The 22,808-nt window shown below is 53.3% G+C and carries 19 protein-coding genes and 1 riboswitch; of the genes, 9 read left to right on the forward strand and 10 right to left on the reverse strand.

Features of this window, described 5'->3' with window-relative positions:
* From hydA to SPIRS_RS13830, 6 genes are all read right to left on the reverse strand, one after another.
* Window positions 1-1,389: a dihydropyrimidinase gene (gene hydA, locus SPIRS_RS13805; protein WP_013255300.1), complete on the reverse strand. Its 1,389-nt coding sequence runs from the start codon at window positions 1,387-1,389 to the stop codon at window positions 1-3.
* Window positions 1,386-2,474: a 4Fe-4S binding protein gene (locus SPIRS_RS13810; protein WP_013255301.1), complete on the reverse strand. Its 1,089-nt coding sequence runs from the start codon at window positions 2,472-2,474 to the stop codon at window positions 1,386-1,388. Before SPIRS_RS13810 ends, hydA begins: the two co-directional genes overlap by 4 nt.
* A gap of 212 nt (window positions 2,475-2,686) precedes the next feature.
* Window positions 2,687-4,159, reverse strand: a complete 1,473-nt coding sequence (locus SPIRS_RS13815) for an FGGY-family carbohydrate kinase (RefSeq protein ID WP_013255302.1) — start codon at window positions 4,157-4,159, stop codon at window positions 2,687-2,689.
* A gap of 20 nt (window positions 4,160-4,179) precedes the next feature.
* Window positions 4,180-5,238, reverse strand: a complete 1,059-nt coding sequence (locus SPIRS_RS13820) for a zinc-dependent alcohol dehydrogenase (RefSeq protein WP_013255303.1) — start codon at window positions 5,236-5,238, stop codon at window positions 4,180-4,182.
* 12 nt (window positions 5,239-5,250) lie between these two features.
* Window positions 5,251-6,039, reverse strand: a complete 789-nt coding sequence (locus SPIRS_RS13825; RefSeq protein ID WP_013255304.1) for a class I fructose-bisphosphate aldolase — start codon at window positions 6,037-6,039, stop codon at window positions 5,251-5,253.
* A gap of 63 nt (window positions 6,040-6,102) precedes the next feature.
* Window positions 6,103-6,828, reverse strand: coding sequence for a GntR family transcriptional regulator (locus SPIRS_RS13830; protein WP_013255305.1), 726 nt, complete (start codon window positions 6,826-6,828; stop codon window positions 6,103-6,105).
* Between the two features lie 164 nt (window positions 6,829-6,992).
* On the opposite strand from SPIRS_RS13830, the gene SPIRS_RS13835 reads away from it, so the two are divergent.
* The 3 genes from SPIRS_RS13835 to SPIRS_RS21810 all read left to right on the forward strand — a co-directional run bounded on the left by SPIRS_RS13835 (window position 6,993) and on the right by SPIRS_RS21810 (window position 10,420).
* Window positions 6,993-8,489: an aldehyde dehydrogenase family protein gene (locus SPIRS_RS13835; protein WP_013255306.1), complete on the forward strand. Its 1,497-nt coding sequence runs from the start codon at window positions 6,993-6,995 to the stop codon at window positions 8,487-8,489.
* Between the two features lie 114 nt (window positions 8,490-8,603).
* Window positions 8,604-9,389, forward strand: a complete 786-nt coding sequence (locus SPIRS_RS13840) for a hypothetical protein (protein WP_013255307.1) — start codon at window positions 8,604-8,606, stop codon at window positions 9,387-9,389.
* An 8-nt stretch (window positions 9,390-9,397) separates the two neighbouring features.
* On the forward strand, window positions 9,398-10,420 hold the full coding sequence (locus SPIRS_RS21810; RefSeq protein ID WP_013255308.1) for an OmpA family protein: 1,023 nt from the start codon (window positions 9,398-9,400) through the stop codon (window positions 10,418-10,420).
* Between the two features lie 3 nt (window positions 10,421-10,423).
* On the opposite strand, the gene SPIRS_RS13850 is transcribed toward SPIRS_RS21810, so the two are convergent.
* Entirely contained in the window at window positions 10,424-12,148 is a 1,725-nt protein-coding gene (locus SPIRS_RS13850; RefSeq protein ID WP_013255309.1) for an alpha-glucosidase, read from the reverse strand.
* 120 nt (window positions 12,149-12,268) lie between these two features.
* Between SPIRS_RS13850 and SPIRS_RS13855 the strand changes: the two genes are divergently transcribed.
* The 6 genes from SPIRS_RS13855 to SPIRS_RS13880 all read left to right on the forward strand — a co-directional run bounded on the left by SPIRS_RS13855 (window position 12,269) and on the right by SPIRS_RS13880 (window position 19,106).
* On the forward strand, window positions 12,269-13,837 hold the full coding sequence (locus SPIRS_RS13855; RefSeq protein ID WP_013255310.1) for an ASKHA domain-containing protein: 1,569 nt from the start codon (window positions 12,269-12,271) through the stop codon (window positions 13,835-13,837).
* Entirely contained in the window at window positions 13,837-15,168 is a 1,332-nt protein-coding gene (locus SPIRS_RS13860; protein WP_013255311.1) for a helix-turn-helix domain-containing protein, read from the forward strand. Before SPIRS_RS13855 ends, SPIRS_RS13860 begins: the two co-directional genes overlap by 1 nt.
* 86 nt (window positions 15,169-15,254) lie before the next feature.
* Window positions 15,255-15,379: riboswitch (cobalamin riboswitch) on the forward strand.
* A gap of 74 nt (window positions 15,380-15,453) precedes the next feature.
* Window positions 15,454-16,089: a corrinoid protein gene (locus SPIRS_RS13865; protein ID WP_013255312.1), complete on the forward strand. Its 636-nt coding sequence runs from the start codon at window positions 15,454-15,456 to the stop codon at window positions 16,087-16,089.
* Between the two features lie 35 nt (window positions 16,090-16,124).
* The gene (locus SPIRS_RS13870; protein WP_013255313.1) at window positions 16,125-17,474 is read left to right on the forward strand and encodes a uroporphyrinogen decarboxylase family protein; all 1,350 of its coding nucleotides are present in this window, start codon (window positions 16,125-16,127) and stop codon (window positions 17,472-17,474) included.
* A complete protein-coding gene (locus tag SPIRS_RS21815; RefSeq protein ID WP_013255314.1) occupies window positions 17,471-18,430 on the forward strand; it encodes a CobW family GTP-binding protein in 960 nt (319 codons plus the stop codon). Before SPIRS_RS13870 ends, SPIRS_RS21815 begins: the two co-directional genes overlap by 4 nt.
* Before the next feature lies 1 nt (window position 18,431).
* The gene (locus tag SPIRS_RS13880; protein ID WP_013255315.1) at window positions 18,432-19,106 is read left to right on the forward strand and encodes a vitamin B12 dependent-methionine synthase activation domain-containing protein; all 675 of its coding nucleotides are present in this window, start codon (window positions 18,432-18,434) and stop codon (window positions 19,104-19,106) included.
* A 62-nt stretch (window positions 19,107-19,168) separates the two neighbouring features.
* Here the strand turns inward: SPIRS_RS13880 and SPIRS_RS13885 are convergent, their stop codons facing one another.
* Genes SPIRS_RS13885 through ilvB form a run of 3 tightly spaced genes read right to left on the reverse strand, consistent with a single transcriptional unit; the run spans window position 19,169 to window position 22,619 of the window.
* Window positions 19,169-20,449 (reverse strand): pyridine nucleotide-disulfide oxidoreductase, encoded by a 1,281-nt coding sequence (locus tag SPIRS_RS13885; RefSeq protein ID WP_013255316.1) that lies wholly within the window; start codon window positions 20,447-20,449, stop codon window positions 19,169-19,171.
* Complete coding sequence (gene ilvN / locus SPIRS_RS13890; protein ID WP_013255317.1) at window positions 20,449-20,949, reverse strand: acetolactate synthase small subunit; 501 nt, start codon at window positions 20,947-20,949, stop codon at window positions 20,449-20,451. The genes SPIRS_RS13885 and ilvN overlap by 1 nt, the downstream gene beginning before the upstream one ends.
* The gene (gene ilvB / locus SPIRS_RS13895) at window positions 20,946-22,619 is read right to left on the reverse strand and encodes a biosynthetic-type acetolactate synthase large subunit (RefSeq protein ID WP_013255318.1); all 1,674 of its coding nucleotides are present in this window, start codon (window positions 22,617-22,619) and stop codon (window positions 20,946-20,948) included. The genes ilvN and ilvB overlap by 4 nt, the downstream gene beginning before the upstream one ends.
* Between the last annotated feature and the right edge of the window lie 189 nt (window positions 22,620-22,808).

Below are 22,808 nucleotides of genomic sequence, written 5' to 3' on the forward strand. Positions count from 1 at the left end.
TCATCCCCTCCTGTAGAGCTCCGGAAGTCCTGCGGCAAGGAACTGGCCGCTTCCGGCTTTTCCATGATAGATACCGTCGGAGACAATCAGTGTTCCCCGAAATATGGTGGCTTCGACCATCCCCTTTACCTTCCAGCCGTTGTAGGGAGTATAGCCGGCTGCGGTATGCTGACGCTCATCGGTAAGAACCACCTCTTTTTCCGGATCGAAAATAACAAGATCGGCATCGCTGCCTTCGGCAATCAAGCCCTTGCGAGGGTACAGCCCAAAGGCCTTTGCCGGCATCTCGGAAAGGAGGGAGACCATGCGCTCCAGGGAAATACGCCCCTTGCCTACTCCTTCCGTGTGAACCAGGGGCAGAAGTTCCTCGCTGCCGGGAATACCGGGAAGAATGGTGAGAACCGAATCGGAGGCCATTTTCTGTTCCCTGGTGAAGGAGCAGTGGTCCGTGGCAATGATATCGATGTTCCCCGCCTCAAGGCCCTTCCAAAGGGCTGCATTATCCTCCGGCCGCCTTAATGGCGGCGTCATGATATACTTCTGAGCTTCCGGCCTGGAAAGGAGATCGTTGTCAAGGAGAAGATAATGGGGGGTTGTCTCTATCATCATCCGAACCCCCTTCCCTTTCAACTCACATACGGCATCGTAGCCCCGGCTTGAGGAGAGGTGCACGATATAGATCGGCATGGAAACCGAATGTGCAAGTTCCCCTATCTTCTTTATCGCACGGTATTCCGACTCCGAGGGACGAAGCACGGGATGCATGGAGGGAGGTAGAGGGCGGCCCTCGTATTCCGCCTCCAACTCCTCTATCATGTCGTCGTCTTCTGCGTGCACGCTCACCATCATCTGAAGGTCTCGGCACGCTTCGAAAAGCCGTCTGAGACCGCTTTCATCAATCAGATACCCTTCCCGTTTATAGGTCGTAAAGATCTTGACAGTGGTAACACCCAGCGCCTTGAGGTGCTGTAACTCTTTTTCGATTCCGTCATGCACGGTATAGACAGATTGATGGAGGGCAAAGTCACAGGCCATTCCCTCCCTCATCGCCGCTATTCGTTCGCTGCTGGACTCTTGTAAACGCTTCCCCGCTTCCTGATCTGCAAAATCAATTACCGTGGTCACCCCGCCGAAGGCTGCGGCACGGCTGCCTTCGAAAAAGCTATCCGCCGTTACGGTTCCGCGGCTTTCCAGATGGTAATGGGTGTGGGCATCGATAATACCGGGAAAGATAAGCTTACCGGAAGCATCGATGCATGTGGCACCGGCGGCCTCCTCGCTGCCAGCAAGATCTCCGATTGCGGCAATCTTCTCTCCATCGATCAAAAGATCGGCCCTGGTTTTCCCGAGGGGCGAGACGATCGTTCCACCACAAATTAAGCTTTTCATCCTGTCACCTCACTTCTTGAAAGGGCACCTGTGGGACATGCAGTTACACACAGGCCGCAATAGCGGCACATCGACCGATCAAGATTCATCTGTCTGCCCACCATACTTCGGGCCTCATAGGGGCAGACCGTAACACAGCGTCCACATTCGGTGCAGATATCCGGGTTATAGGAAAATGAGAATTTCGTGCTGTTCTCTCCCGACCGCAGATAGGGTTGGGAATAGCCCGATATCTCGGACAAAGAAGAGAAGCCAAGCTTCTCCGCCAGGGAAATAATCTTCTTGTTTAGTGTTCCCAGGGCCTTGGTACCACGAATAATCGGGTAGCTGCAGACCCCAACGGCGCTGGCGCCTGCCATCATCATCTCCACCGCATCTTCGGCGTTCATCACCCCGCCGAGCCCAATGATGGGCTTATCGGTTTTCGCGGCAATCTCGGCGACATAACTCAGTGCAATAGGTTTTATGGCGGCCCCGCTCAGCCAGCCTTCCCCGTGGGCTCCACCAAGCATCGGGCGCCCGGTTTTGATGTCGATACGCAAGACAGGCCCCAAGGAATCCATGGCCGTTATGCCGTCGACCCCAAGCCTGAGCGTATCGATGGCAGCTGAAACGGCATCGGGCCAGTTTGGGCTGATTTTTACAAAAACAGGTTTATCGGTCAGGCGCTTCGCCCGCACAACCATCTCTCGAATGGTCTCTTCACGATAGCTGACAAGCTCGATCATATCGGCGCCGGCCCGATCGACATCACAGATCCAGTGGTCCACCGCTTCGGGGGTATACCCGATACTGCCGATCACCACGACCCCTGCGGCCTTTGCCCGAGGAATCTCTTGATCAATCCACTGACGGGCAGGAAAATCGGACCATTTTTCAGCATTTACAAGGCTTTTTGCATCAGATAACGCAATATGAGGAAAAGGATTATCAGCCGCCTGATCACGAATGGTTTTAGTCACGACGGCCCCGGCCCCGTGATTGAAAGCACGAATCATACCCTCGGCGCCGTAGCTAATGGGCCCCGATCCTACAATAAGCGGACTCTTTAATCTGATACCGCACAAGTCAATGGAAAGATCCATGGGTGTTCCCCCTTCCTGGTAAGGATTGCTTCCGCTTGTCGATGCTTTTCACTTCCGTGGGCAAGCGAAAACAGTGGCAAACGGAACGGCTAAGGTATAACCAAAGGAGTCCGTTCCGGAAGGCTTCGGAGCACTTTCTATCTTTAATGAACACTAAGAAAGCACCTGTTGTCAAGGGTTTGAAACCGTTTTTATGCGAAACTCGTAGTTTTTTACCGATCAATGATCCGGTACAAATCATCGATCACCGAAACGATCTTTTTATAGCGCGGATACGCACGAGTGTAATATGTTACCGCTTCCGGATCAGACTCGATTATCCGGCGTTTGGAAAACCACGACCCGACCAATGCATCAAGGGAGGGTGAAAATCCGAGGCTCCAGGCCGCAAGCAAGGCCATGCCTCCGCTTGCACCGCCGTCGGGGGTGAGCACAAGTTCCCGGCCCAAGACCGAGGCGATGATGGATGCAAATATCGCACTTCGGGCACCGCCGCCGGCAAGCAATATCCGGCCGACCTCCCCTTCGATCGGCTCATACCCCTCCCTCAGGCGGTAGGCGACCCCCTCCAGAAAGGCCCGAAACAAGATATCTGGTCCATGGGAGGTCTCAAGGCCTACAATGCTTTCCCGGTCACGGAGGCCCTCTTCGTCGGTCCCCCGCTGCTTGAGATGCGGTATCACAAAGACTCCGTCAGATCCGGGCGGGACCTCGGAGGCGGCGGCATCGAGTTCCCGCCACCCCTCTTTTCCCAGAAGCGTACGGTAATGCTCCATGGACTCACCACAGGAAAAAATCCTGCCGCAAAAGCTGGCACGACCCGCTCCATAGTGAGGCCCTGCGGCAATAGTTTGCAAAGGCGCCTGGACCAGGATTCTGGTGGCACTGGTGCCGAGGTAGATCATAAGATCTCCGGGAGAGACGGCTCCCTCACCTACTAATGATGCAAAGCTATCCCCACTTCCGGCGATAACGGAGCTCTCTTGTGTAACCGAAAGGAGTTCTGCAGCCTCGGGACTAAGTTCCCCTACCCGTGCCGTAACAGGGACAGGTTTCGGAAGGATAAGAGGATCGATACCCACACGGCTACACGCATCCTCATCCCAGCTGTGGGAAGAGGCATCGAAGATGCCGCCGTAAATCGAAGCGGTGTCGTAGTCGCAGACCATCTTCCCTGTGAGGCGATAGACAAGATAGGCATGAGGCACGAGAACCTTGGAAATCCTCGCATACGTATCCGGTTCATGATCTTTTATCCAAAGAAGCTTCGGAAGCAGGGTTCCGAGACTGACGGGCTCATTCAAGCGCTGCTGAATCTGCTGTAGTTCCGCCCCGGCGCGAAGGTCGGTATGCATGATCCCCATCCGAACCGGGAGCCCAAAACGGTCCAAGGCGCAAAGTCCGGGAACGAAACCGGTAATCCCGATTCCCGCCAGCCTAAGGGGCCCCTTTTCTGCCATGGGTCGTGCCGCTACTTGGAGCTTGATGCTCCGGACGATATCGACGAACTCCTCCCACCAGAGAGCCACAGGATCTTGTTCCTGCCATCCCGGGTGAGGACGGTCGATTGTATGAGAACGAGAAACAGAGGCAAGCACCTGACCCGAAAGGTCACGAAGGGTCGCCTTGGCGCCGTGCGAACCTAGATCGTAGCCCAGAAAAAGCACAGGATCGATAAGGGCCATGGTGCATCACTCCTTCGAAGCTACATTTCCATGATGACCCGATAGGTATCAAGGCGTCCTGCAAGCGAGAAAGCCTCCTTTACCGAATCGAAGGGCATACGCTTACTTATCAGGCTTTCCAGAGGAAGGGAACCACTACTTATCAGCTCCGCGGCCCTCCGAAAGGTATCCTTTGTATGCTTTGTCACACCGGTAAGGAATATCTCATCGTAATGGAGGGTTGATGGATCGAGGGGAAAACTGTCTCCCTTCGGCGTCGAGCCATAGACGACGAGAATACCGTTCTTCATCAGGATTCCGATCCCCGATTCCACAGCCTTGGCCCCTCCGGCGGTAAAAAAGACCGTTCGGGCACCGATTCCACCTGTTTCCGCAAGCACCGCAGCCTTCAGATCCTCATGCAGGGGATCGACGGCCTTAATCGCCCCCAGCTCAAGCGCCTTTTTTCTCCGCTCCCCATCAGGTTCACTCATGATAACACGGGCTCCCCGCGCCTTTGCCAACATCAGATGAAGGAGTCCCATGACCCCGCCGCCCATGACCACGACGGTATCACCGAACTCGATGCCTCCCCGGTCGATACTTCGCAATACACAGGCGAGGGGTTCGGCAAGGGTTCCGACAGCCGCAGGCATTTGATCGGAAACCTTGAACACCTCATATCCCCTTGCAACAAAATATTCTGCGAAACCGCCTGGGCCCCACATTTCTCCCGGAGTGGACTCTGAACCGGTATGAAGACAAAGATTGTCCATGCCCCTCCTGCAGTAATAGCACTCACCACACCGGGTAAGGCTGGCCACGACAACCTTATCGCCAGGAGACAGGGGCTGAGCAACCGCCGGTCCGACGGCAAGAACCCGGCCGGAAATCTCATGTCCGCCGATAAAGGGGTAAGAACCGGGAATTCCCTTAAAGAATTTCTGCTCCCAGGTGCAGATCCCAACCGCGTCAATCTTCACCAGTACATCACCTTCCCCCATAACAGGAAGGGCCACATCCCGAAGCTCAATCGACCCCGGTTCGGTCATCACCGCTTGCTTCATCGAAGAGGGGAGTTGTAAATCGTTGCTACCCATCGAATGTTCTCCTTACCACTGTTGAGACTGATAGATGTCCCAGGCCGCTTCGGTATTGGCATGTTCATGGATGATTGCGGAAAGGGCCTTAGCCATTGCAGCAGGCTTCGCATTTCCCCAGACATTTCTTCCGATGGCAACGCCTGCTCCGCCTTGCGACACCGCGTCGACAATGGAAGCGAGAAAGCTCTTCGTATCATTGGTCTTTGCACCGCCCAGAACAACAACTGGACAGAAACAGCCCTCGATAACCTTCTCAAATCCCGGTCGATACACTGTTTTGACAAAGTCGACACCCAGTTCCGCAGCGATACGGGCCCCAAGAACAATGTTGTCGATGGTCTTTAATTCCGGATCGGAATCAAAGCCTCCAGGGCTCATCTCCCCCACGACCGGCATACCGAGGGCATCGCAGGCGTCCACAACGGCTGCTATATTGGGTAATGTCTCTTCCTCCACACCGATTCCCGGTCCGCCGTTTACAATAACGGCATCGGCACCGAGCCGGAGGGCATATTCGACCTCATATACAAGATGGCTTGCATGCCCCTTTCCGATCATCGTGGGAGAAACATCCATCCGTGCGATAAAACCGACATCGGCCATCTCCGAGGCAAAGCGCTTTGCAAAACCCATGTTCGCAATAATCGCATCGGCCCCGCCGGCTACGACCGCTTCAATCACCTTGGCAGGCTGTTTGAGACCTTTAACGGCTCCGGCATTACTGCCGTGGTCCATGGCCACTATCAAACTCTTTCCATCCTTGCGGAAGATCTGCCGCATTCTTCGCGTCTTATCCATTATTGCTGTTGCTCCTTCATATGGGGGTCACAAGCCCCTTGTTCTTACATTCCGCCAAACGGATTAATCAATATCAACCTCAAAAACATAGCTGTCGCCACGATACCAGCTGATACTGTATTCAATAGGAATATCGCCGGAGAGAAAGGTAGTCCTTTTGGTATGAAGAACAGGAGAGCCCTCTTTTATTCCGAGAAGGCTTGCACACTCCCGGTTCGCCGCAATTGCTTCCAATTGCTCTCTTGCCCTCTTTAGATTCAGCATCAGCTCTTCAGCGAGAAATCGATAAATGGAGTCATGTTCCAGATCAAAATTCAAGACCCCTGAGCAGCGGGCAGCGGGAAGAAAAACCTCCTGAATACCAATGGGATCCTTGCCGACGGAACGGAGCCTGCGAATCTGATAGACCGTATCGTGGCCGGAAAGATGTAGGGGCTCTGCCACCTCTTCCGAAGGTGTAACCTCTTTTGCAAAGAGAACCTTGGAAATCACCGTATATCCCTTGCGGGTCATGGTATCGAAAAAGCCGCTAAACCTCGCCGAACTTTCTTCAAACTTAGGTTTGGTTACGAAGGTTCCCTGTCCATGAATACGTTGAAGATATCCATCGTTGACAAGTTCCGTTACGGCGTTTCTCGCGGTCAATCTGCTTACGCCATACATCTCCGCCAGCTTAGGCTCGGAAGGAATACGCTGCTTCGGCTGGAAACTCCCCTGCATGATTTTGTTGTGAATATCCTCTTTTATCTGCCAGTACACCGGTACATGGCTATTTCGATCAATCTCCATAATCCCCTCAGGCCTTATAAGGTATAGATGTATAGATAACCTTCCTTCTTCAGAATACTTTACATAGTACCGGCTGTCAACTACATCTTGCCTTTTCCTTAAAGCGGCAGTATCATGCGTATGGAACCGGTTCCAAAGCGTTTTTAGAAAAAGGGGGGTCATATATGAAACCATTTTCTGTTCCGGCCGAAGTGGAGCGTTTTCTCTCAAGAAAAGAAATAGGTATGATTATCGACGGAGCATCTACTCCAGCCGCAGGAGGCGGACATGCTCCGGTGATCAATCCCTCTACCGGAGAGACGATCGCACGTCTGGCCCAGGGGGATGCAAGGGATGTCGACAGAGCCGTTGCAGCCGCGGCTAAGGCATATGCCAATGGTTGGGAGGGAATGCTGCCGGCGCAGAGGGAGGCCCTTTTACGACGATTCGCATCCCTGATCGAAACACATGCCGAAGAGCTTGCCTACCTTGAAAGCATCGACAACGGAAAGCCCATTCACCATACAAAAGCCATTGATGTACGGGCATCGGCGGGAAATCTCTATCATGCGGCAGGACTGCCCACGAAAATCCAGGGGACGGTGCCTGCAGTTTCCATTCCCGGTCATATGGTATACACACGGCGGGAGCCCCTGGGGGTCGTCGGGATCATCCTTCCCTGGAATTATCCCCTCATCCATGCCATGCAAAAGGCGGGACCGGCCATGGCATGCGGCAACTGTGTGGTGGTAAAACCGGCCTCCGACGCATCCCTTGCAGTGGTGCGCCTGGGAGAACTCGCCCTTGAAGCCGAATTACCACCGGGGGTGTTTAATGTTGTGACAGGCCCCGGTTCACTTATCGGGAAGGCCCTTGCTGCCCACCCCGATGTGGCAAAGGTCCAGATGACAGGTTCCACCGCCGTGGGACGCGGGGTAATAGCAGCCTCCGCAGGAAACATCAAACGGCTTGCCCTTGAGCTGGGAAGCAAGGCTCCGAACATCATCTTTGCAGATGCGGATCTGACCGAAGCCGTTCCCGGGGCCTTTGCCGCCGCCTTTGGTCACAGCGGACAGAGCTGCGTTGCCGGATGTCGCCTCTTCGTGGAACGTCCCGTATATGATACGGTCCTGTCGAAGATGATCGAGATGACCAAGACAATCAAACCTGGCAACGCATTGGACCCCGAAACAAATCTGGGACCGATTGTAAGTAAGGCTCAATTTGAAACGATTATGAACTATATAGAAGAGGGCCGAAACTGTGGAGCAAAGATGGCCTGCGGCGGTAAGCGAATGGTTCCACCAACGGTACCAGAGGGTGGATACTATATCGAACCGACGATCTTCACCGATGTCCCCGATGACGCCAGGATATCGATCGAAGAAATTTTCGGACCGATGGTCAATATCTACCCCTTTGATTCGGAAGAGGAGTTGATCCGCCGAGCAAACGCAACGCACTACGGACTTGCCTCGGGATTGTGGACGAAGGATGTCGCACGAGCTCACCGGGTTGCAGCGAAGCTGAAAAGCGGCGTGGTTTGGATCAATACCTATGATATGTTCCAGCCGACAGTCCCTTTCGGAGGATTCAAGCAAAGCGGCTACGGAAGGGACAACGGAAGCGAGGCGGTGGAGGCCTTCACGGAGGTGAAATCAGTCTGGGTAAAGACCGTGTAGTGACGATCATTGCTCATCGGTTTGCGTAAAACAGATTATCTGCATTCCATATCTTATTTTTGCTTGCCTAGCAAAAGGTGAATGCTATAATCTAAAGTCACGGAGGCAAAACCGATGCAAGATCCTGTTCATCTTTACCTTATTCTTCATCCGAATGTCGCTCTGGTGGGAAGCCAGTATCCGCCGGAGCGCTTTAGTGAACACTATACCGCGGGGTCCTCCCGATATTACAACGGAAAAGTAATTTTTGCCGAGTTGGATCCCGACTTCCGTCACCCCTTTTTCCCCATAAAAGAGCTCCTGCCGGAAATCGTGGCTCATGAGGACGGGAGCCCCAAGGCAACGAAATTTATTGCAAGCTACCGCGTGCTCGAACACATCGATCTCGATTTTCTTAAGACCCTCCACTTGGTCACCTCTGAAGGAGACTGTATCGCCCTCTCACCAGGTAGCGTCAATACGGAAGAGGAGGAAGAGCGGGTACGGATTTACGCCGAGATTGCCCCCCTGCGGATGCTGGTTCTATCGAACTACAATATCCGGCAGTTCGGGCGCTATATCACCGAGCCCGATAATCCCAAAGGGGCTCCGAAGCTCTTTTTTACCCAGATTGATATCGACATCGAAGCCTTTCTCGAGGAGTTCGAGTTAAATCCTTTCAGACAGGCGCCCATAGAGAGCATCCATCCCTCAAGTCTTAAAAACGCCTACCGCGCCCTTCTCGAAACCGATGGTAAACGCACAAAGGGGCTCTGTCTCGATAGTTCACTCGACTATATCGGATATCGCTATATTCGAACGGGTTTTGTATTTGCCTGTGGAGAAAAAGAAGTTGTCTTTCCCATGCCTGATCTGGAGCGTATCGAACATCTCAATTTCAGGTTTTGGAAACATATGTAGGAGTTCGGATGAAAATTGATATCTCAAACATCAAAAAAAGTTTCCTTCTGGCGGCTCTGATTGCTCTGCTCCTGGTCATCTTCATCATCACAGCCACAGTGAGATTGGCGGCAAGAAGCGAACTGGCATTTAGAAGCCCGGTTCGTATCCTGAAAAATCCCGTGGCAACCTGGGTCGTTCCGGAGAGCCTGCTTTTCTATAAGGGGGATAGGGACGGAAAAGAGATAGAAACGGGGCAAAAAATCGGCGAAAAGAGTTTTATTCGCACAGGTGAAGGCGGAGAGGTCGATCTTCGTTTCGACGACGGAACGCTTATCAGGATTGCCGAAAACAGCCAGGCCTCCATTGCCGATATCAGCCTGAAAGAGACCGACATCTCCCTTGAAAAGGGAAGAATCATTTCCCGCTTTCAGAAGATTACCGGCAGCGGTAACCATAGAGTCGAAACGCCCAATGCCGTCTGCGGTATACGCGGAACAGAGCTTATCTTTGACGCAGGCCAGGAGGGGACCACCATCTACGGGATGTCCGGCCTTACCGAGGTAGCGTCCCCGGATCATCCGGAGAACCCCGTTCTCCTCGGATTTCAGCAAAAGACCAGGGTGAACCAGGGGGCCCTTCCCTCCCCTCCCGAAGAGATGAGCGACGAAGAGGTCGCTTATTTCAGGATGCTCTTAGATTCCCTCCACAACGAGGTGGTGGTCCTGGTAACCTCAACCCTCTCTTTTAAGCCGGATTCGGCGGAGCTCACCCCGGAGTCCGGTGAAGAACTTTCGCGTATCGCCTCGATTCTGAAGAAAAAAAGGATAGAGGTTGAGATTGCCGGACATACGGCCGATGTGGGCGACCGGGCGAGCCAGTATACCCTTTCCCTTCAAAGGGCAGAATCGGTCAAACGGACCTTGGTATCCCTCGGTGTTAAGGAGCGCAGGCTATCGGTAAAAGGATACGGAGGCTCCAGGCCGATCGCCTCAAACGATAGCCAAGAGGGGCGCGCACAAAACAGAAGGGTGGAATTTCTCGTACGATAATCTCTACCCATCACAGAGAATGGCGACAGCTTCCCAGGGAAGAAAGGGCTCACCGGCAGCCAGGGCTGTGAGGCGGTTGGGATCATCCTCACAGCTTGTAAGAAGTATCCTATCCCCTTCGGTCTCCTTGATCGCCCGGTTAACTGCCGGGGATTGGACCGCTTGGTCGCCGCTCCAGTTGAGAACGACAAGAAGGGTTTCCTGCGAGGGTCCATCTTCCCGCCGATAGGCAATAAGGCCTCCGCTGCTGCCGGCAATCTCTTCAAAAGAGCCATAGGCAAAAACGGGATGAACCTTACGGAGGGCGATGAGGCGACGGTAAAACCAGAGGATCGAATCCTCTTGGGTTTTCTGCATTGATACGTTTATCCGATGATAATCGGGGTTGCAGGCGATCCAAGGCTCGACGGAACTAAATCCGGCATGGGGAGAATCGTTCCACTGCATGGGGGTTCGGGCATTGTCTCGTCCCCGATACAAAATACGTCGAAAGACCTCTTCCTTGTTTTGCCCCTCTTGCACGGCACGTTTCCAGTAATTCCTGCTGCTGATATCACGGCACTCATCGATCGAGGTAAAGGGAACATTGGCCATCCCGATCTCTTCACCTTGATAGACATAGGGCGTTCCCTGAAGGGTGTGCAAAAAAAGGGCAAGCAACTTTGCAGACCTGTTTCGATACACACCGTCGTCTCCGAACCTGCTCACCTGTCGGGGTTGATCATGGTTGTTCAGGAAAAGGCTGTTCCACCCCTTTCCGTTAAGGGCCATCTGCCAGCGGGCAAAAATCGAGAAAAGTTCGGCAGGGGTCCAGCTATCGATATCCCAGGATCCCCCCTTACCAAAGTCGATGTCCATATGCTCAAAGCTGAACAACATATTCAGGGCCCCCTGCTCTTTCCCTACATAACGCAGACCAATTTCGGGGGTCACATCGGGGGTCTCTCCCACGGTCATGATATCCCGTCCGTCAAGAACCTTGCCGCGAAGCTGAGAGAGATACGCTTCCAAACGGGGACCGTTGATAAAATGTTCTCCACCGACGATACGGCTTGTGGAACCTTTACGGGAGTTAGGTAAACCTGGGCGCTTACTGATAAGATTGATCACATCCATACGGAAGCCGTCGATCCCCTTGTCCAGCCAAAATCCCATGAGATCATACACCTCTTCACGTACCCTCTCGTTTTCCCAGTTGAGATCGGGCTGCTTTTTCGAAAAGAGATGAAGGTAATATTCCCCTGTCGCTTCGTCGAAATCCCAGGCAGGCCCCTCGAAAAAGCTCTGCCAGTCATTCGGCACACCGCCGTCCGCAGCGGGAGGCCGCCAGATATAGTAGTTGCGATAGGGATTATCACGGCTTTTCCTGCTCTCGATAAACCATTGATGCTCATCCGAGGTATGGTTGACAACCAGATCCATGATAAGACGGATGCCTCTGTCGTGAAGACCGGTTAAGAGCTCATCGAAATCACTCATCGTCCCGAAATCCTCCATGATGGAACGATAATCGGAAATATCGTAGCCGTTGTCGTCGTTGGGGCTCCGGTAGATGGGATTAAGCCAAACGATATCGATTCCCAACCATTTGAGATAGTCAAGGTGATTGATAATTCCCCGTACATCACCGATCCCGTCTCCGTTGCTATCGGCAAAACTTCGGGGGTAAATCTGGTATACTACCCCCTCTTTCCACCATCGTCGTTCGTGTTCGGCCCCGCTTTTCATGGTTTTGACCTCCTTATCCAAGTGTAAAGAAGCAGGCCTCAAAGGACAAGAAGCCTATACGGCAACCTGTACGTCAGAAAAGCTGGACGTACACCCGTACTCTCTGCTATACCAGTACATATGGGCATAACTAATGGCACTGTTATAAAGGTAAAAGCAGATCAGAGTCTTTTGGAAGCCATACGGGCCGCAGCCCCGGAGGATGTGGAAAGTCCCTGTGGAGGCAGAGGCACCTGCGGGAAATGCAAGATAAGGGTTCTTGAGGGTAACCCCGGTCCTCCTAGCCCTGAGGAGCGGGGGCTGTTGACACAGCAAGAGATAACGTCAGGCATCAGGCTTGCCTGTCGCTGTACCCCTGCGAATGATATAACGGTTGCGACCATAGGAAAGAAGGACCATACGATCCTCGACGGAATCGGCCTCCTCTCCCAAGCTCCGGATCCCAGATACAAAGAAACAGGAGACTGCGGTATTGCGGTCGATATCGGTACCACAACCGTTGTCGCATACCTTGTTGAATTCTCTCCTCCGGTGCGGGTAACGGCGGTGGAATCCGCAATGAATGCACAACGACAGTGGGGGGCCGATGTTATCAGCCGGATAACCTTTGCGGGAGAAAAAGGCGAAAATCTTGAAACCTTGTGCTCCGCAATACGGGGCCAGGTCGACCGGCTCATAAGAAGGCTCATAACGAAAAAAGGTCTCGCCCCCTCTTCGGTACAAGAGATTTCGGTCGTGGGGAATACCACCATGCTGCACCTTTTTGCCGGTATAGACCCCTCGCCCCTTGGCGTGGCACCGTTCACCCCGGTATTTGTGGAGCAGAGAGTCCTGCCTGCTCAAAGCCTTGATCTCGCCTACCCAAATGCCATCCTTCGTCTTCTGCCCTCTGTTGCGGCCTATGTAGGAGCCGATATTACCGCGGGAATAGCAGCGGTCGAAATCGACGAGAGCAATGAGCTTTCCCTCCTCCTCGACCTGGGGACAAATGGGGAGATGGCTCTTGGTAATAAAGAGCGCATCCTTACCTGTGCCACGGCAGCAGGCCCGGCATTCGAGGGGGCCGGGATAAGCTGCGGTACAGGGGGCGTCGAAGGCGCCATCGATACCGTTGCCGTGGCAGGTGGTAAGCTCTCGTGGACTAGCATAGGGGACACTGCCCCCATAGGGCTCTGCGGATCGGGTATTCTCGATACAGTCTCCGCGCTGCTGACCCTCGGGATCATTGATGAAAGCGGTGCAATGAAAGAACCCTACGACAAGGAAGGCTACCCCATTGCACAGACACAAACAGGTGGAAAGATCCTTTTTACCCAAAAAGATGTACGACAATTCCAGCTGGCAAAGGGAGCCGTCGCCGCCGGCATCGCCGTACTCCTGGAGGCATGGGATGCTGAGGCCTCTGAAATAGCTGCCGTTTACCTTGCCGGAGGCTTCGGGACATTTCTCCGCCCCTCCTCTGCTCTTGGAGTCGGCCTTCTTCCTCCAGCAGCAGAGGGCAAAATCGTATCGGCAAAAAACAGCGCAGGAAGAGGAGCGGTACGCACTCTTCTCTATGCAAGGGAGGCGGAGAGGATAGCGAACATAGCAGAGCATGCCGAATACATAGAATTGAGTACGAATCATCGTTTCCAGGACCACTTTATGGAACAGATGTTCTTTCCCTCCTATGATCGGGAGAGGCTGTGATGGAAGAGTTGCCCTTTCCCAGGCATGTCATGGAAGAGATGAGGGAGCTACTTGAAAAGGCACACCAGGCGGCCCTTCACTACAAAATAGCAACAGGAGTTCGCTGTGTCGTGATCGATACCGAAGGAAACAGCTTTGAGCCGGATCCGACGGAAATACCCGAATCGTGCAAGGTCTGTTCTGCCCTGGAAAAGACGGGCGCTGCCGGTACAAATTGCAGGGATCTCCATCTCTACGGTTCCTATCAAGCCGAACGGTTTGGGGGAATCTACATCTATTTCTGTCCGATAAGCCTCATCCACTGGGCTAGCCCGATTCTCAGCGACGGAAAAACCGTCGGATCAATGATTGCCGGTCCCGTTACCGTAATCGGTACCGAAGAGGTGGTGGATGAGATTCTCCGTAAATATCCGTCAGCCTCAAACATACGTCCGATGCTGACGGAGAGTGTCGCCACGGTTCCCCAGGTAAGCACCGAAAAGGCAAAGAGCCTTGCGGAGGTGCTTATGATGAGTGCCGGCTGGGTATCGGGAGACGACCGGCCCCTTGCGGAGCGAAGAGACAATCTTGATCTCCAGAGCCGCATATCAGAAGAGATCCAGGAACAGAAAAAGCGTTTCTCTTCGGGAATAGAGGTGCCCGGCTATCCCATCGAGAAAGAACGGGAATTGCTTGCCGCCATAAGAGGAGCCGACAAGCAGTCAAGTAAGCGTATTCTAAACGAATTACTTGGTGCGATCTTTTTCTCAAGCGGAGGTCGCTTTGAGATTGTTAAATTTCGTACCTTGGAACTACTGGTTCTGTTGAGCAGGGCTGCAATGGAGGGAGGGGCCGACCCCGAACAAAGCCTCTCGCTTAATTTGCGATACATCAGGGATATCGACCGCCTGAGGGACATCGACGAATTGAGCTTCTGGCTCGGCAAGGTGCTCAACCGTTTTATCAATTTGGTATTCACCTTCCGCGAGGTAAAACACCTTGGAGCGATCGAACGGGCCGTTCGCTATATTCAGCTTCACTATACCGAAAAGGTCACACTTCAGGAGACCGCCGAGGCGGCAGGATTATCGCCTGCCTACTTCAGCTCGATATTCAAAGAGGAAATGGGTGTCAGCTTCTCCGAATATGTGAATCGGCTCAAGGTCAGCTATGCCAAGAACCTGCTTTCTACCACCGAACTTTCCCTTGCCCAGGTGGCCGGACAAAGCGGATTCGAAGATCAGAGCTATTTTTCCAGAATTTTTAAACGTATCGGCGGAGTTTCACCGGGGCGCTACCGTGAAACAGGGGGAAGACTTCCCGAAGATCGACATACTTTGAAAGATATGTAAAAATCTCACCACCTGTCTAAATATTTTACAATACTACGCCACTGGCCCATTCTATGCTACAAGTACAAAACAACCGGCCATCTTCGGGGGAAGCGGGGTGAAATGCCCCCACGAGCCCGTCACTGTAAGCGCGGACAACCTTGCAGAAAGCCACTGGTACTTTGAATACCGGGAAGGCGCAGGGAAGGCTGAAACGCAAGTCAGGATATCCCGATATTGGCTATCGCTAAAAGATGTCTCGAGGAAAGGACGGAACGGCGAAGCTTACGATTAAGGAGCGTAGCAATGGCAGACATGATGCAATTGTCCGAGTTCCTGCAGAAGGGCCGGGCAAAAGAGGTAAAAGAGCTGGTCCAGCAGGCCATCGATGAGGGAATGAGTGCGAAAGCGATCCTTGAAGGTGGCCTGATGCATGGCATGGGTATCATCGGTGAGAAGTTCAAAAAAAACGAGATTTTTGTTCCTGAGGTATTAATCGCCGCCAGGGCCATGAATGCAGGGACCGAGCTGCTCAAACCCTTGCTTATCGAAGACGGCGTGGAAACAAAGGGAACCGTGGTCATAGGAACGGTTAAGGGTGACCTCCACGACATAGGTAAAAATCTGGTTGCGATGATGATGGAAGGGAAGGGAATGAAGGTTGTCGATTTGGGCAGCGATGTTTCCGCTGAAAAGTTCGTAGAGGCGGCACAAGAGCAAAAAGCGAATATCATCGCCTGCTCTGCACTGCTCACCACTACCATGAATCAGATGAAGAACGTGGTAAAGGCTGTCGAAGATGCCGGTCTACGGGATTCAGTTAAGATCATGGTGGGCGGCGCTCCGGTAACCGAATCCTTCTGCGAGAATATTGGTGCCGACCGCTATACGGCGGATGCCGCTACCGCTGCAGAAACAGCAGTAGAGCTCTGTCAAAAGTAGCAAAACACGCAAAGAGTAAGCATGAGGAGTACTGAATGACGGGAAAAGAACGAATCGCAAAGGTTATGGCCAACCAAAAGACCGATAAAATCCCCTGGGTTCCCTTTGCCGGTGTACATGCGGGTAAGCTTAAGGGCTACAATGCCAAAGAGGTTTCATGTGATCTTGAAAAGCTGGTCGAAAGCCTGCTTGAAGTACACAGGATCTATGAGCCGGACGGCCAGCCGGTGGTTTTCGATCTGCAGATAGAGGCAGAAATCCTCGGCTGTGATCTGGTCTGGGCAGATGATGCTCCTCCCACGGTCTCCAGCCATCCCTTATCCGAAAGCGATGAGATCCCGACCGCCATTCCCGCTCCCGACGAGGGGCGGCTTCCCATGGTCCTCGAGGCGATGCGTCGAATGAAAAAGGAGGTGGGAAAGGATACGGCTCTCTATGGGCTGATCTGCGGCCCCTTTACCCTTGCAAGCCATCTTCGGGGAACAAACATCTTCATGGACATGATGCTGGAGCCGGAAAAGGTGGAAAAGCTCCTTGCCTACACCCTGGAAGTAGCAAAGGCAATGAGCGGATACTATGTTGAGACGGGAATGGACGTTATTGCCGTCGTGGACCCCCTAATCAGTCAGATCAGCCCCGCCCACTTCGACCAGTTTATGGCCGCCCCATTTTCCCGGCTTTTCGATCATATCAGAGGACTTGGAGCGTTTTCCAGTTTCTTCGTCTGCGGTAATGCCACAGCCAATATCGAGCCCATGTGTAAAACCGGGCCGGATTCCATTTCCGTCGATGAAAATGTCGACCTTGCCGCGGCAAAGCAGATTACCGACCGCTACAATATCGTGATCGGAGGGAATATTCCCCTTACAACGGTAATGCTTTTCGGCACCCAGCAGGACAACATGAAGGCGACCCTGGACCTCATCGATTCTGTGGATCCGAAAAACCTTATTGTCAGTCCCGGCTGTGATATGCCCTACGACACCCCCATCGAGAACAGCGTCGCGATCGGCCAGACCCTTAGGCAACCGGAGCTATCCCGGCAGATGATCGCCAATTACCAGAAAGAGGATCTGGTTTTCGAAGGCGAACTTCCCGACTACGACACACTGCCCCGCCCGCTCGTTGAGGTCTTTACCCTGGACTCGGCCACCTGTGCTGCCTGTACCTACATGCTGGCCAGCGCAATGGATGCCAAAGCACATTTCGGCACGGCCATCGATGTGGTGGAGTACAAATACACAACTCCTCAGAACATCGCACGCATGGCGAAGATGGGGGTAAAACAGCTGCCGAGCATCTATATAAACGGCAGGCTGGCCTACTCCTCCATCATTCCCGGCAGGGAAGAACTTATTGCAAACATAGGTGCACATCTGTCATGACGTCCAACACCTCCAAGCTGCTGTTGATTACCGGTTTTCTCGGGTCTGGGAAAACGACCCTGCTGAATCGGCTCCTTAGCCTCCTGGAAGCTAAAAAAGTCGGCGTTATCGTCAACGAGTGGGGAGCAATGAACATTGATGCATCACTGATCGAGACAAAGGGGGAAGATCAGATCGTGGAACTCTCCGGGGGGCAGATTTTTTGTAGCTGCCTTTCGGGCTCCTTCGTCGAATCGGTGGTGGCAATGGCGGCAAGAGGTCCCGACTACATTCTGACCGAGGCTTCGGGCCTGGCAAAGCCATCGGTTCTCTCCTCTATCATTGCCGAGGCGACAAAGCGGGCAGAGGGGAGGCTTATATACGATGGGACCATCTGCATCATCGATGCAGAACGATTTCTGACCCTGCGCCAGGCAGTAAGAGCCATCGACGAGCAGGTGGTATATGCCGATCGCTACCTCATCAACAAATGCGACCTCGTCGATGAAGCGAGGATTACGGAGATCAAGGAAGTAGTGGCTTCCCTCGGTCCCGGAAAGCCGATGTACACCGTCACCGAGGCAAAGATTAATGCTGAAATTCTGACGGGGGATGCTCAAAGTTTCACCATGAAGCCCAATGTGAGGTATAAGGGTTGGGGAGCCTGCGGAAGGCCCAGTTCCTGCGTCTTGCGAACAACATCACCAGTTGATCCCGAAAAACTGCATGCATTTCTCATAGAGGCCAAACGCTTCGCCTTCAGGCTGAAAGGATACCTACCGCTTGCTCCTGAAGGGTTGCTCCACTTGGTGGATTGCAGCGATTCGCAGATTTCCATACGGCCAGCTACCTTCGGCACAGGGGGAAAAAGGGAAGAGGGCCTTGTGGTGATCGGCAAAAAACTCGCTCCTCCGAACCAGGAGGTAATTACCGGCTGGAAGCAGCAGGTGGGAACGGATATCTATATCGAAGAATAGCATGGAAAAGCACTGCATAGAGGCAAAAGAGTTTACCATTCCCTTTGAAACCCTTGCCAGAAGAGTCAGACTCGATCTCGCCCCGGATATGGAAGGTCCCTTGCGAGGGCTTCTGGAAGCGGCATTGAAGATCGCCCGCCCCCGGGGAATCTGGATGACAACATATATAGAAAAAAGAGACAATAAGGGATTTAACAGTGGAGGCGAACGCTTTTCCAGTAGCCTTGCCGCAAGAAACGTGGCAGAGGTGCATCGTATCTTTCCCTACCTCGTCACCTGCGGTCCGGAGTTCGATGAAATGGAACTGCCGGGAACGGATATGCTCGAAGGCTTTTGGCTCGATGAAATGAAGGAACTCGCCCTCGGAGCCGCCCTCAAGGCGGTCAGAACGGATCTGCGCACGACCCATAAGACCACGGCCCTCCATTCCATGAACCCGGGATCGGGGAACATCGATGTTTGGCCCATCGAAGAACAGCGCCCCCTTTTCAGGCTCATCGGAGAAGATGCCCAAAGATGGAGCGGTGTCACATTGACCGATTCGCTGCTCATGGTGCCGAACAAAAGCATATCAGGCTTCTTTTTTACCGGAACTTCCAATTATGAGAGCTGCGCCTACTGTGACAGGCATGACTGCCCGGACCGCAGGGCCCCCCGCCTCCGCGTTAAAGCCTAAGGGACCATACACACGACGGCCTGATTGTGTTGAGAGGAGTGTTTCCGAATAGTGGTGATGGACTATGAGGCGAGTATCCCCTCGGCCGCCCGAATTCCACTTGCCCAGGCAGCGGTAATACCACGGCTGGTACCCGCTCCGTCACCCGCAAACCAGATGGAATCCGTCACGCGAAAATGGCGGTCGCAGAACTTCGGACGGTTCGCATAGGTTTTCAGCTCGGGATAGTACATAATGGTGCTGGGATGCATGACCCCCGGTACGATGGTATCGAGCATTTTCATGGATTTCCAGATATTACGAAGGATTTTCGCAGGCATGGCAAGGGAGATATCACCCGGAGACGCTCCGGCCAGCGTCGGCTTAAAATCATACAGATCACCGGTAAAGCTCCCCTGTTTCGAACGCTTGCCGAGGCGAAAGTCACCTACCCGCTGCATCAAAGGCTTGCCGCCTCCCATCAGCATGGCCTGAAGGCCGAGATTCTCGGCAAACTGCTGACCACTTACCACCGGTTCGGTCAGACGAACGGTATTGAGGATGGCAAAGTTGGCAAGACCGTTGTTTTGTCCCCTGGCGGAAGAGTATGCATGGCCGTTCACCGAATAGAAGGTCTCTCCCCGGGAACTTTTGTAACGTTCCTGTACCACATGTGCATTACCACTGTTCGTACAAAAGGTTCGTACCTTTCCGGGAAAGAGGAATTTCGGGTCGTAATAGTCGCGCACAATGGAGTAATGCTCCACTCGGGTTTCTATGCGAATTCCAATGTCGACGGTATGGTCCACGTATGCAATGCCAAGCTTGTCCATAAGCTTCTGAAGGAAAAGAAAGCCCTTTCTTCCCGGGGCCACAAGAAGCGAGGAATAGCCGAAACGACCATCGCCGACGGTAATAACCCTTGCATCCTGGTCGATATCCTGCACCGCCGAGCCGAGAGTGAAGCGCACGCCCCGTTCCTCCAGGCGCTTGGTAAGGACTTTGATCAACTCAAGCCCGCCGTCGGTGCCGAGATGGGTCTGCTGGACATTCAACAGTTCCGCACCCAGGCGTTCCGCACGGCGTTGGTAGACAAGCAGGTTCGTCTTAGCAAGAATCGTCGGTACAAGTTCCCTCTTTACCAACTCAAGATAGTGTTCTGCCTCTTCCTTCTCCCAGTTTTCCCGGGGAAAACCGATCGGATAGGTAAAGTTCATTTTGCAGTCGTTTCGAAGCCCTCCGGTGCTGTAACGCTCACCGTCAATCAAGAGAATCGATAGCTTCGGCGAAGCCTCGGATATGGCAAAAGCCGCCCCCAGACCGGCAGGACCTGTTCCAATAATAACGACATCAAAGGTTTCCATTAAGCTCCCTTTCCATTCCCGACCTTTTTCCCCCGTTCCAAAGCAATGCGGCCGGTTCTAATGGTTTCAAGTATTCTGAATTGTGAAACCAGATTGATGGCACTGTCAACCGATGCACTATCCCCGGTAAGCTCAATGATCCAGATATTTTCAGAAGAATCAAGAATTTTGGCATGAAGAGAGGTGACTAGCTGAAGAAGCTGCGGTCGTTCCTCGTCGCGAACCTCAAGCTTTACAAGGGCATGCTCCCGCTCTATGATACGCTCACGGTCGATGTCCCACACCTTGATGACGTGTACCAGTTTCTGAAGCTGTTTACGAACCTGTTCCAGAACCGCATCATCCCCGGAAACGACAATGGTAAAACGGCTTTTTCCCTTTATTTCGGTATTTCCGACGGCAAGACTTTCGATATTGAAGCCTCGGCGGCTGAACAGGCCGGAAATTCGAGTCATGACACCGGGGGTGTCGTCGCACAAGATGGAAATGGTATGCTTCATGCTTCTACTCCTTCAATAAGGTCGGTAAGGGTGGAACCGGTCACCATGGGATAGACATTTTCCTCCTCTTCCACCATGCATTCGATCACCTTCGGACCACGAACCGTCTCAAAATCTTTCAGGACATCCTTCAGTTCACTGGCAGAGGCGACACGGCGGCCGGCAGCCCCGAGGGCCTCTGCTGCAAGGGCAAAGGAGACACTTCCTCCTATCTTACTCGCATCGAAGCCTCCCCCGTAAAAGGCATCCTGCAGTTGTTTTATCATCCCCAGGCGCCTGTCATGAATGACCACCACAGTAAGATCCACGTCCAGTTCCGCCGCGCAGGCAAGCTCCTGAATGTTCATCATAAAAGAGCCGTCACCACTGACAAGCAATACCCGCTTATCGGGCCTTGCCAAGGCCGCGCCGATGGCGGCGGGAAGGCCGAACCCCATGGTACCGAGCCCTCCGGACGTAATAAAGCTCCTGCCCCCGTGTACGGGGAAGTATTGGGCGGCATAAATCTGATGCCGCCCAACATCTGTAACGAGGATCGGATCCGGAAAAAAGGTTTTTACGTTTCTGAGGATGGAGGGAGTCGAAAAGCCGTCATCTCCTCCCGGGAGGGGATGCTCGGATGCGAAGACCGAAAGTTCATCGCTCCAGGATGAGTCGGAGGATCGTTCCACCTGTTCACGTAAACGAGGAAGGATGTCCTCGATATCACCGACAATGGGCAGGTAGGCCGGAACATTCTTTCCGATCTCCGCAGGATCGATGTCGATATGGATAATCTTCGCATCGGAAGCAAAACTGGCCAGGGGACCTGTGGAACGATCTCCGAAGCGGGTTCCCACGGCTATGATAAGATCGGCTTCGGAAACCGCCTTATTGGCCACAAATCTTCCGTGATAACCGAAAAGCCCAAGATTACGGGGATGTTCGTTGTCCAGAGCCGATTTTCCCATCAGGGTATGCACAACAGGAATCGAGCTTTTATCAACAAAGGAAGCAAAAGCATCGAAGGCATCGGCAAGAAAGATGCCACCACCTGCAATGATCAGAGGACGTTTTGCCCCATTGATCATTCCCGCTGCCCGTTTCACCTGTCCGGTATGTCCCTTTATGGTCGGAGCGTAGCCCTCAAGCTGGCGTTTTTTTTCATTCGTCGTCGAAAACTCGGCAGTTAAGATATCCTTCGGAATGTCGAGCAGGATCGGTCCTTTTCGTCCGGTTGAAGCAAGGTAGACGGCCTGTTCCACTATGGGGCCGATCTCTTCGGCCTCCTGTACAAGATAGTTGTGCTTCGTAATGGGAATGGTGATGCCGGTGATATCGACCTCCTGAAACGCATCATTACCGATCATATTCCGGGGGACCTGACCGGTAATGGCAAGTATCGGAGAACTATCCATATAGGCTGTGGCGATACCGGTCACAAGGTTTGTGGCACCGGGACCGCTTGTGGCCATACAAAAGCCGACCTCGCCGCCTGCCCTGGCAAAGCCGTCCGCCATATGTGCCGCTCCCTGCTCATGACGTGCAAGGATGGGACGAATGGTACTGCGGGAAAGCGCCTCGTATATTGGAAGATTGGCGCCCCCGGGATATGCAAAGATATATCGTGCCCCTTGCCGCTCCAGCTCCTTCACCAAGCGCTTTGCGCCTGTCGATTTCCCTTTCTTCACGTTCCACCTCCGGCGATAATCTCGGAAACAAAAAAAGGGCCTGTCGCCAATCGGCGGCAGGCCCTGGAATTGCTCCGGTATTCCCTATCCGCTTCTTCGGCGACCTGCGTCAACGACTACTAGTACGACTACTACGAGAACAGATAGAGATACGACAAGATTTCGTACAGTCGCCGTCATCGACACAAA

It is taken from the genome of Sediminispirochaeta smaragdinae DSM 11293, from assembly GCF_000143985.1.
Classification (GTDB): Bacteria; Spirochaetota; Spirochaetia; order DSM-16054; family Sediminispirochaetaceae; genus Sediminispirochaeta; species Sediminispirochaeta smaragdinae.

Coding starts and splice junctions, on each gene's coding strand:
- hydA (WP_013255300.1), bottom strand. CDS start 1,389: ATGAAAAGCTTAATTTGTGGTGGAACGATCGTCTCGCCCCTCGGGAAA.
- SPIRS_RS13810 (WP_013255301.1), bottom strand. CDS start 2,474: ATGGATCTTTCCATTGACTTGTGCGGTATCAGATTAAAGAGTCCGCTT.
- SPIRS_RS13815 (WP_013255302.1), bottom strand. CDS start 4,159: ATGGCCCTTATCGATCCTGTGCTTTTTCTGGGCTACGATCTAGGTTCG.
- SPIRS_RS13820 (WP_013255303.1), bottom strand. CDS start 5,238: ATGGGTAGCAACGATTTACAACTCCCCTCTTCGATGAAGCAAGCGGTG.
- SPIRS_RS13825 (WP_013255304.1), bottom strand. CDS start 6,039: ATGGATAAGACGCGAAGAATGCGGCAGATCTTCCGCAAGGATGGAAAG.
- SPIRS_RS13830 (WP_013255305.1), bottom strand. CDS start 6,828: ATGGAGATTGATCGAAATAGCCATGTACCGGTGTACTGGCAGATAAAA.
- SPIRS_RS13835 (WP_013255306.1), top strand. CDS start 6,993: ATGAAACCATTTTCTGTTCCGGCCGAAGTGGAGCGTTTTCTCTCAAGA.
- SPIRS_RS13840 (WP_013255307.1), top strand. CDS start 8,604: ATGCAAGATCCTGTTCATCTTTACCTTATTCTTCATCCGAATGTCGCT.
- SPIRS_RS21810 (WP_013255308.1), top strand. CDS start 9,398: ATGAAAATTGATATCTCAAACATCAAAAAAAGTTTCCTTCTGGCGGCT.
- SPIRS_RS13850 (WP_013255309.1), bottom strand. CDS start 12,148: ATGAAAAGCGGGGCCGAACACGAACGACGATGGTGGAAAGAGGGGGTA.
- SPIRS_RS13855 (WP_013255310.1), top strand. CDS start 12,269: ATGGGCATAACTAATGGCACTGTTATAAAGGTAAAAGCAGATCAGAGT.
- SPIRS_RS13860 (WP_013255311.1), top strand. CDS start 13,837: ATGGAAGAGTTGCCCTTTCCCAGGCATGTCATGGAAGAGATGAGGGAG.
- SPIRS_RS13865 (WP_013255312.1), top strand. CDS start 15,454: ATGGCAGACATGATGCAATTGTCCGAGTTCCTGCAGAAGGGCCGGGCA.
- SPIRS_RS13870 (WP_013255313.1), top strand. CDS start 16,125: ATGACGGGAAAAGAACGAATCGCAAAGGTTATGGCCAACCAAAAGACC.
- SPIRS_RS21815 (WP_013255314.1), top strand. CDS start 17,471: ATGACGTCCAACACCTCCAAGCTGCTGTTGATTACCGGTTTTCTCGGG.
- SPIRS_RS13880 (WP_013255315.1), top strand. CDS start 18,432: ATGGAAAAGCACTGCATAGAGGCAAAAGAGTTTACCATTCCCTTTGAA.
- SPIRS_RS13885 (WP_013255316.1), bottom strand. CDS start 20,449: ATGGAAACCTTTGATGTCGTTATTATTGGAACAGGTCCTGCCGGTCTG.
- ilvN (WP_013255317.1), bottom strand. CDS start 20,949: ATGAAGCATACCATTTCCATCTTGTGCGACGACACCCCCGGTGTCATG.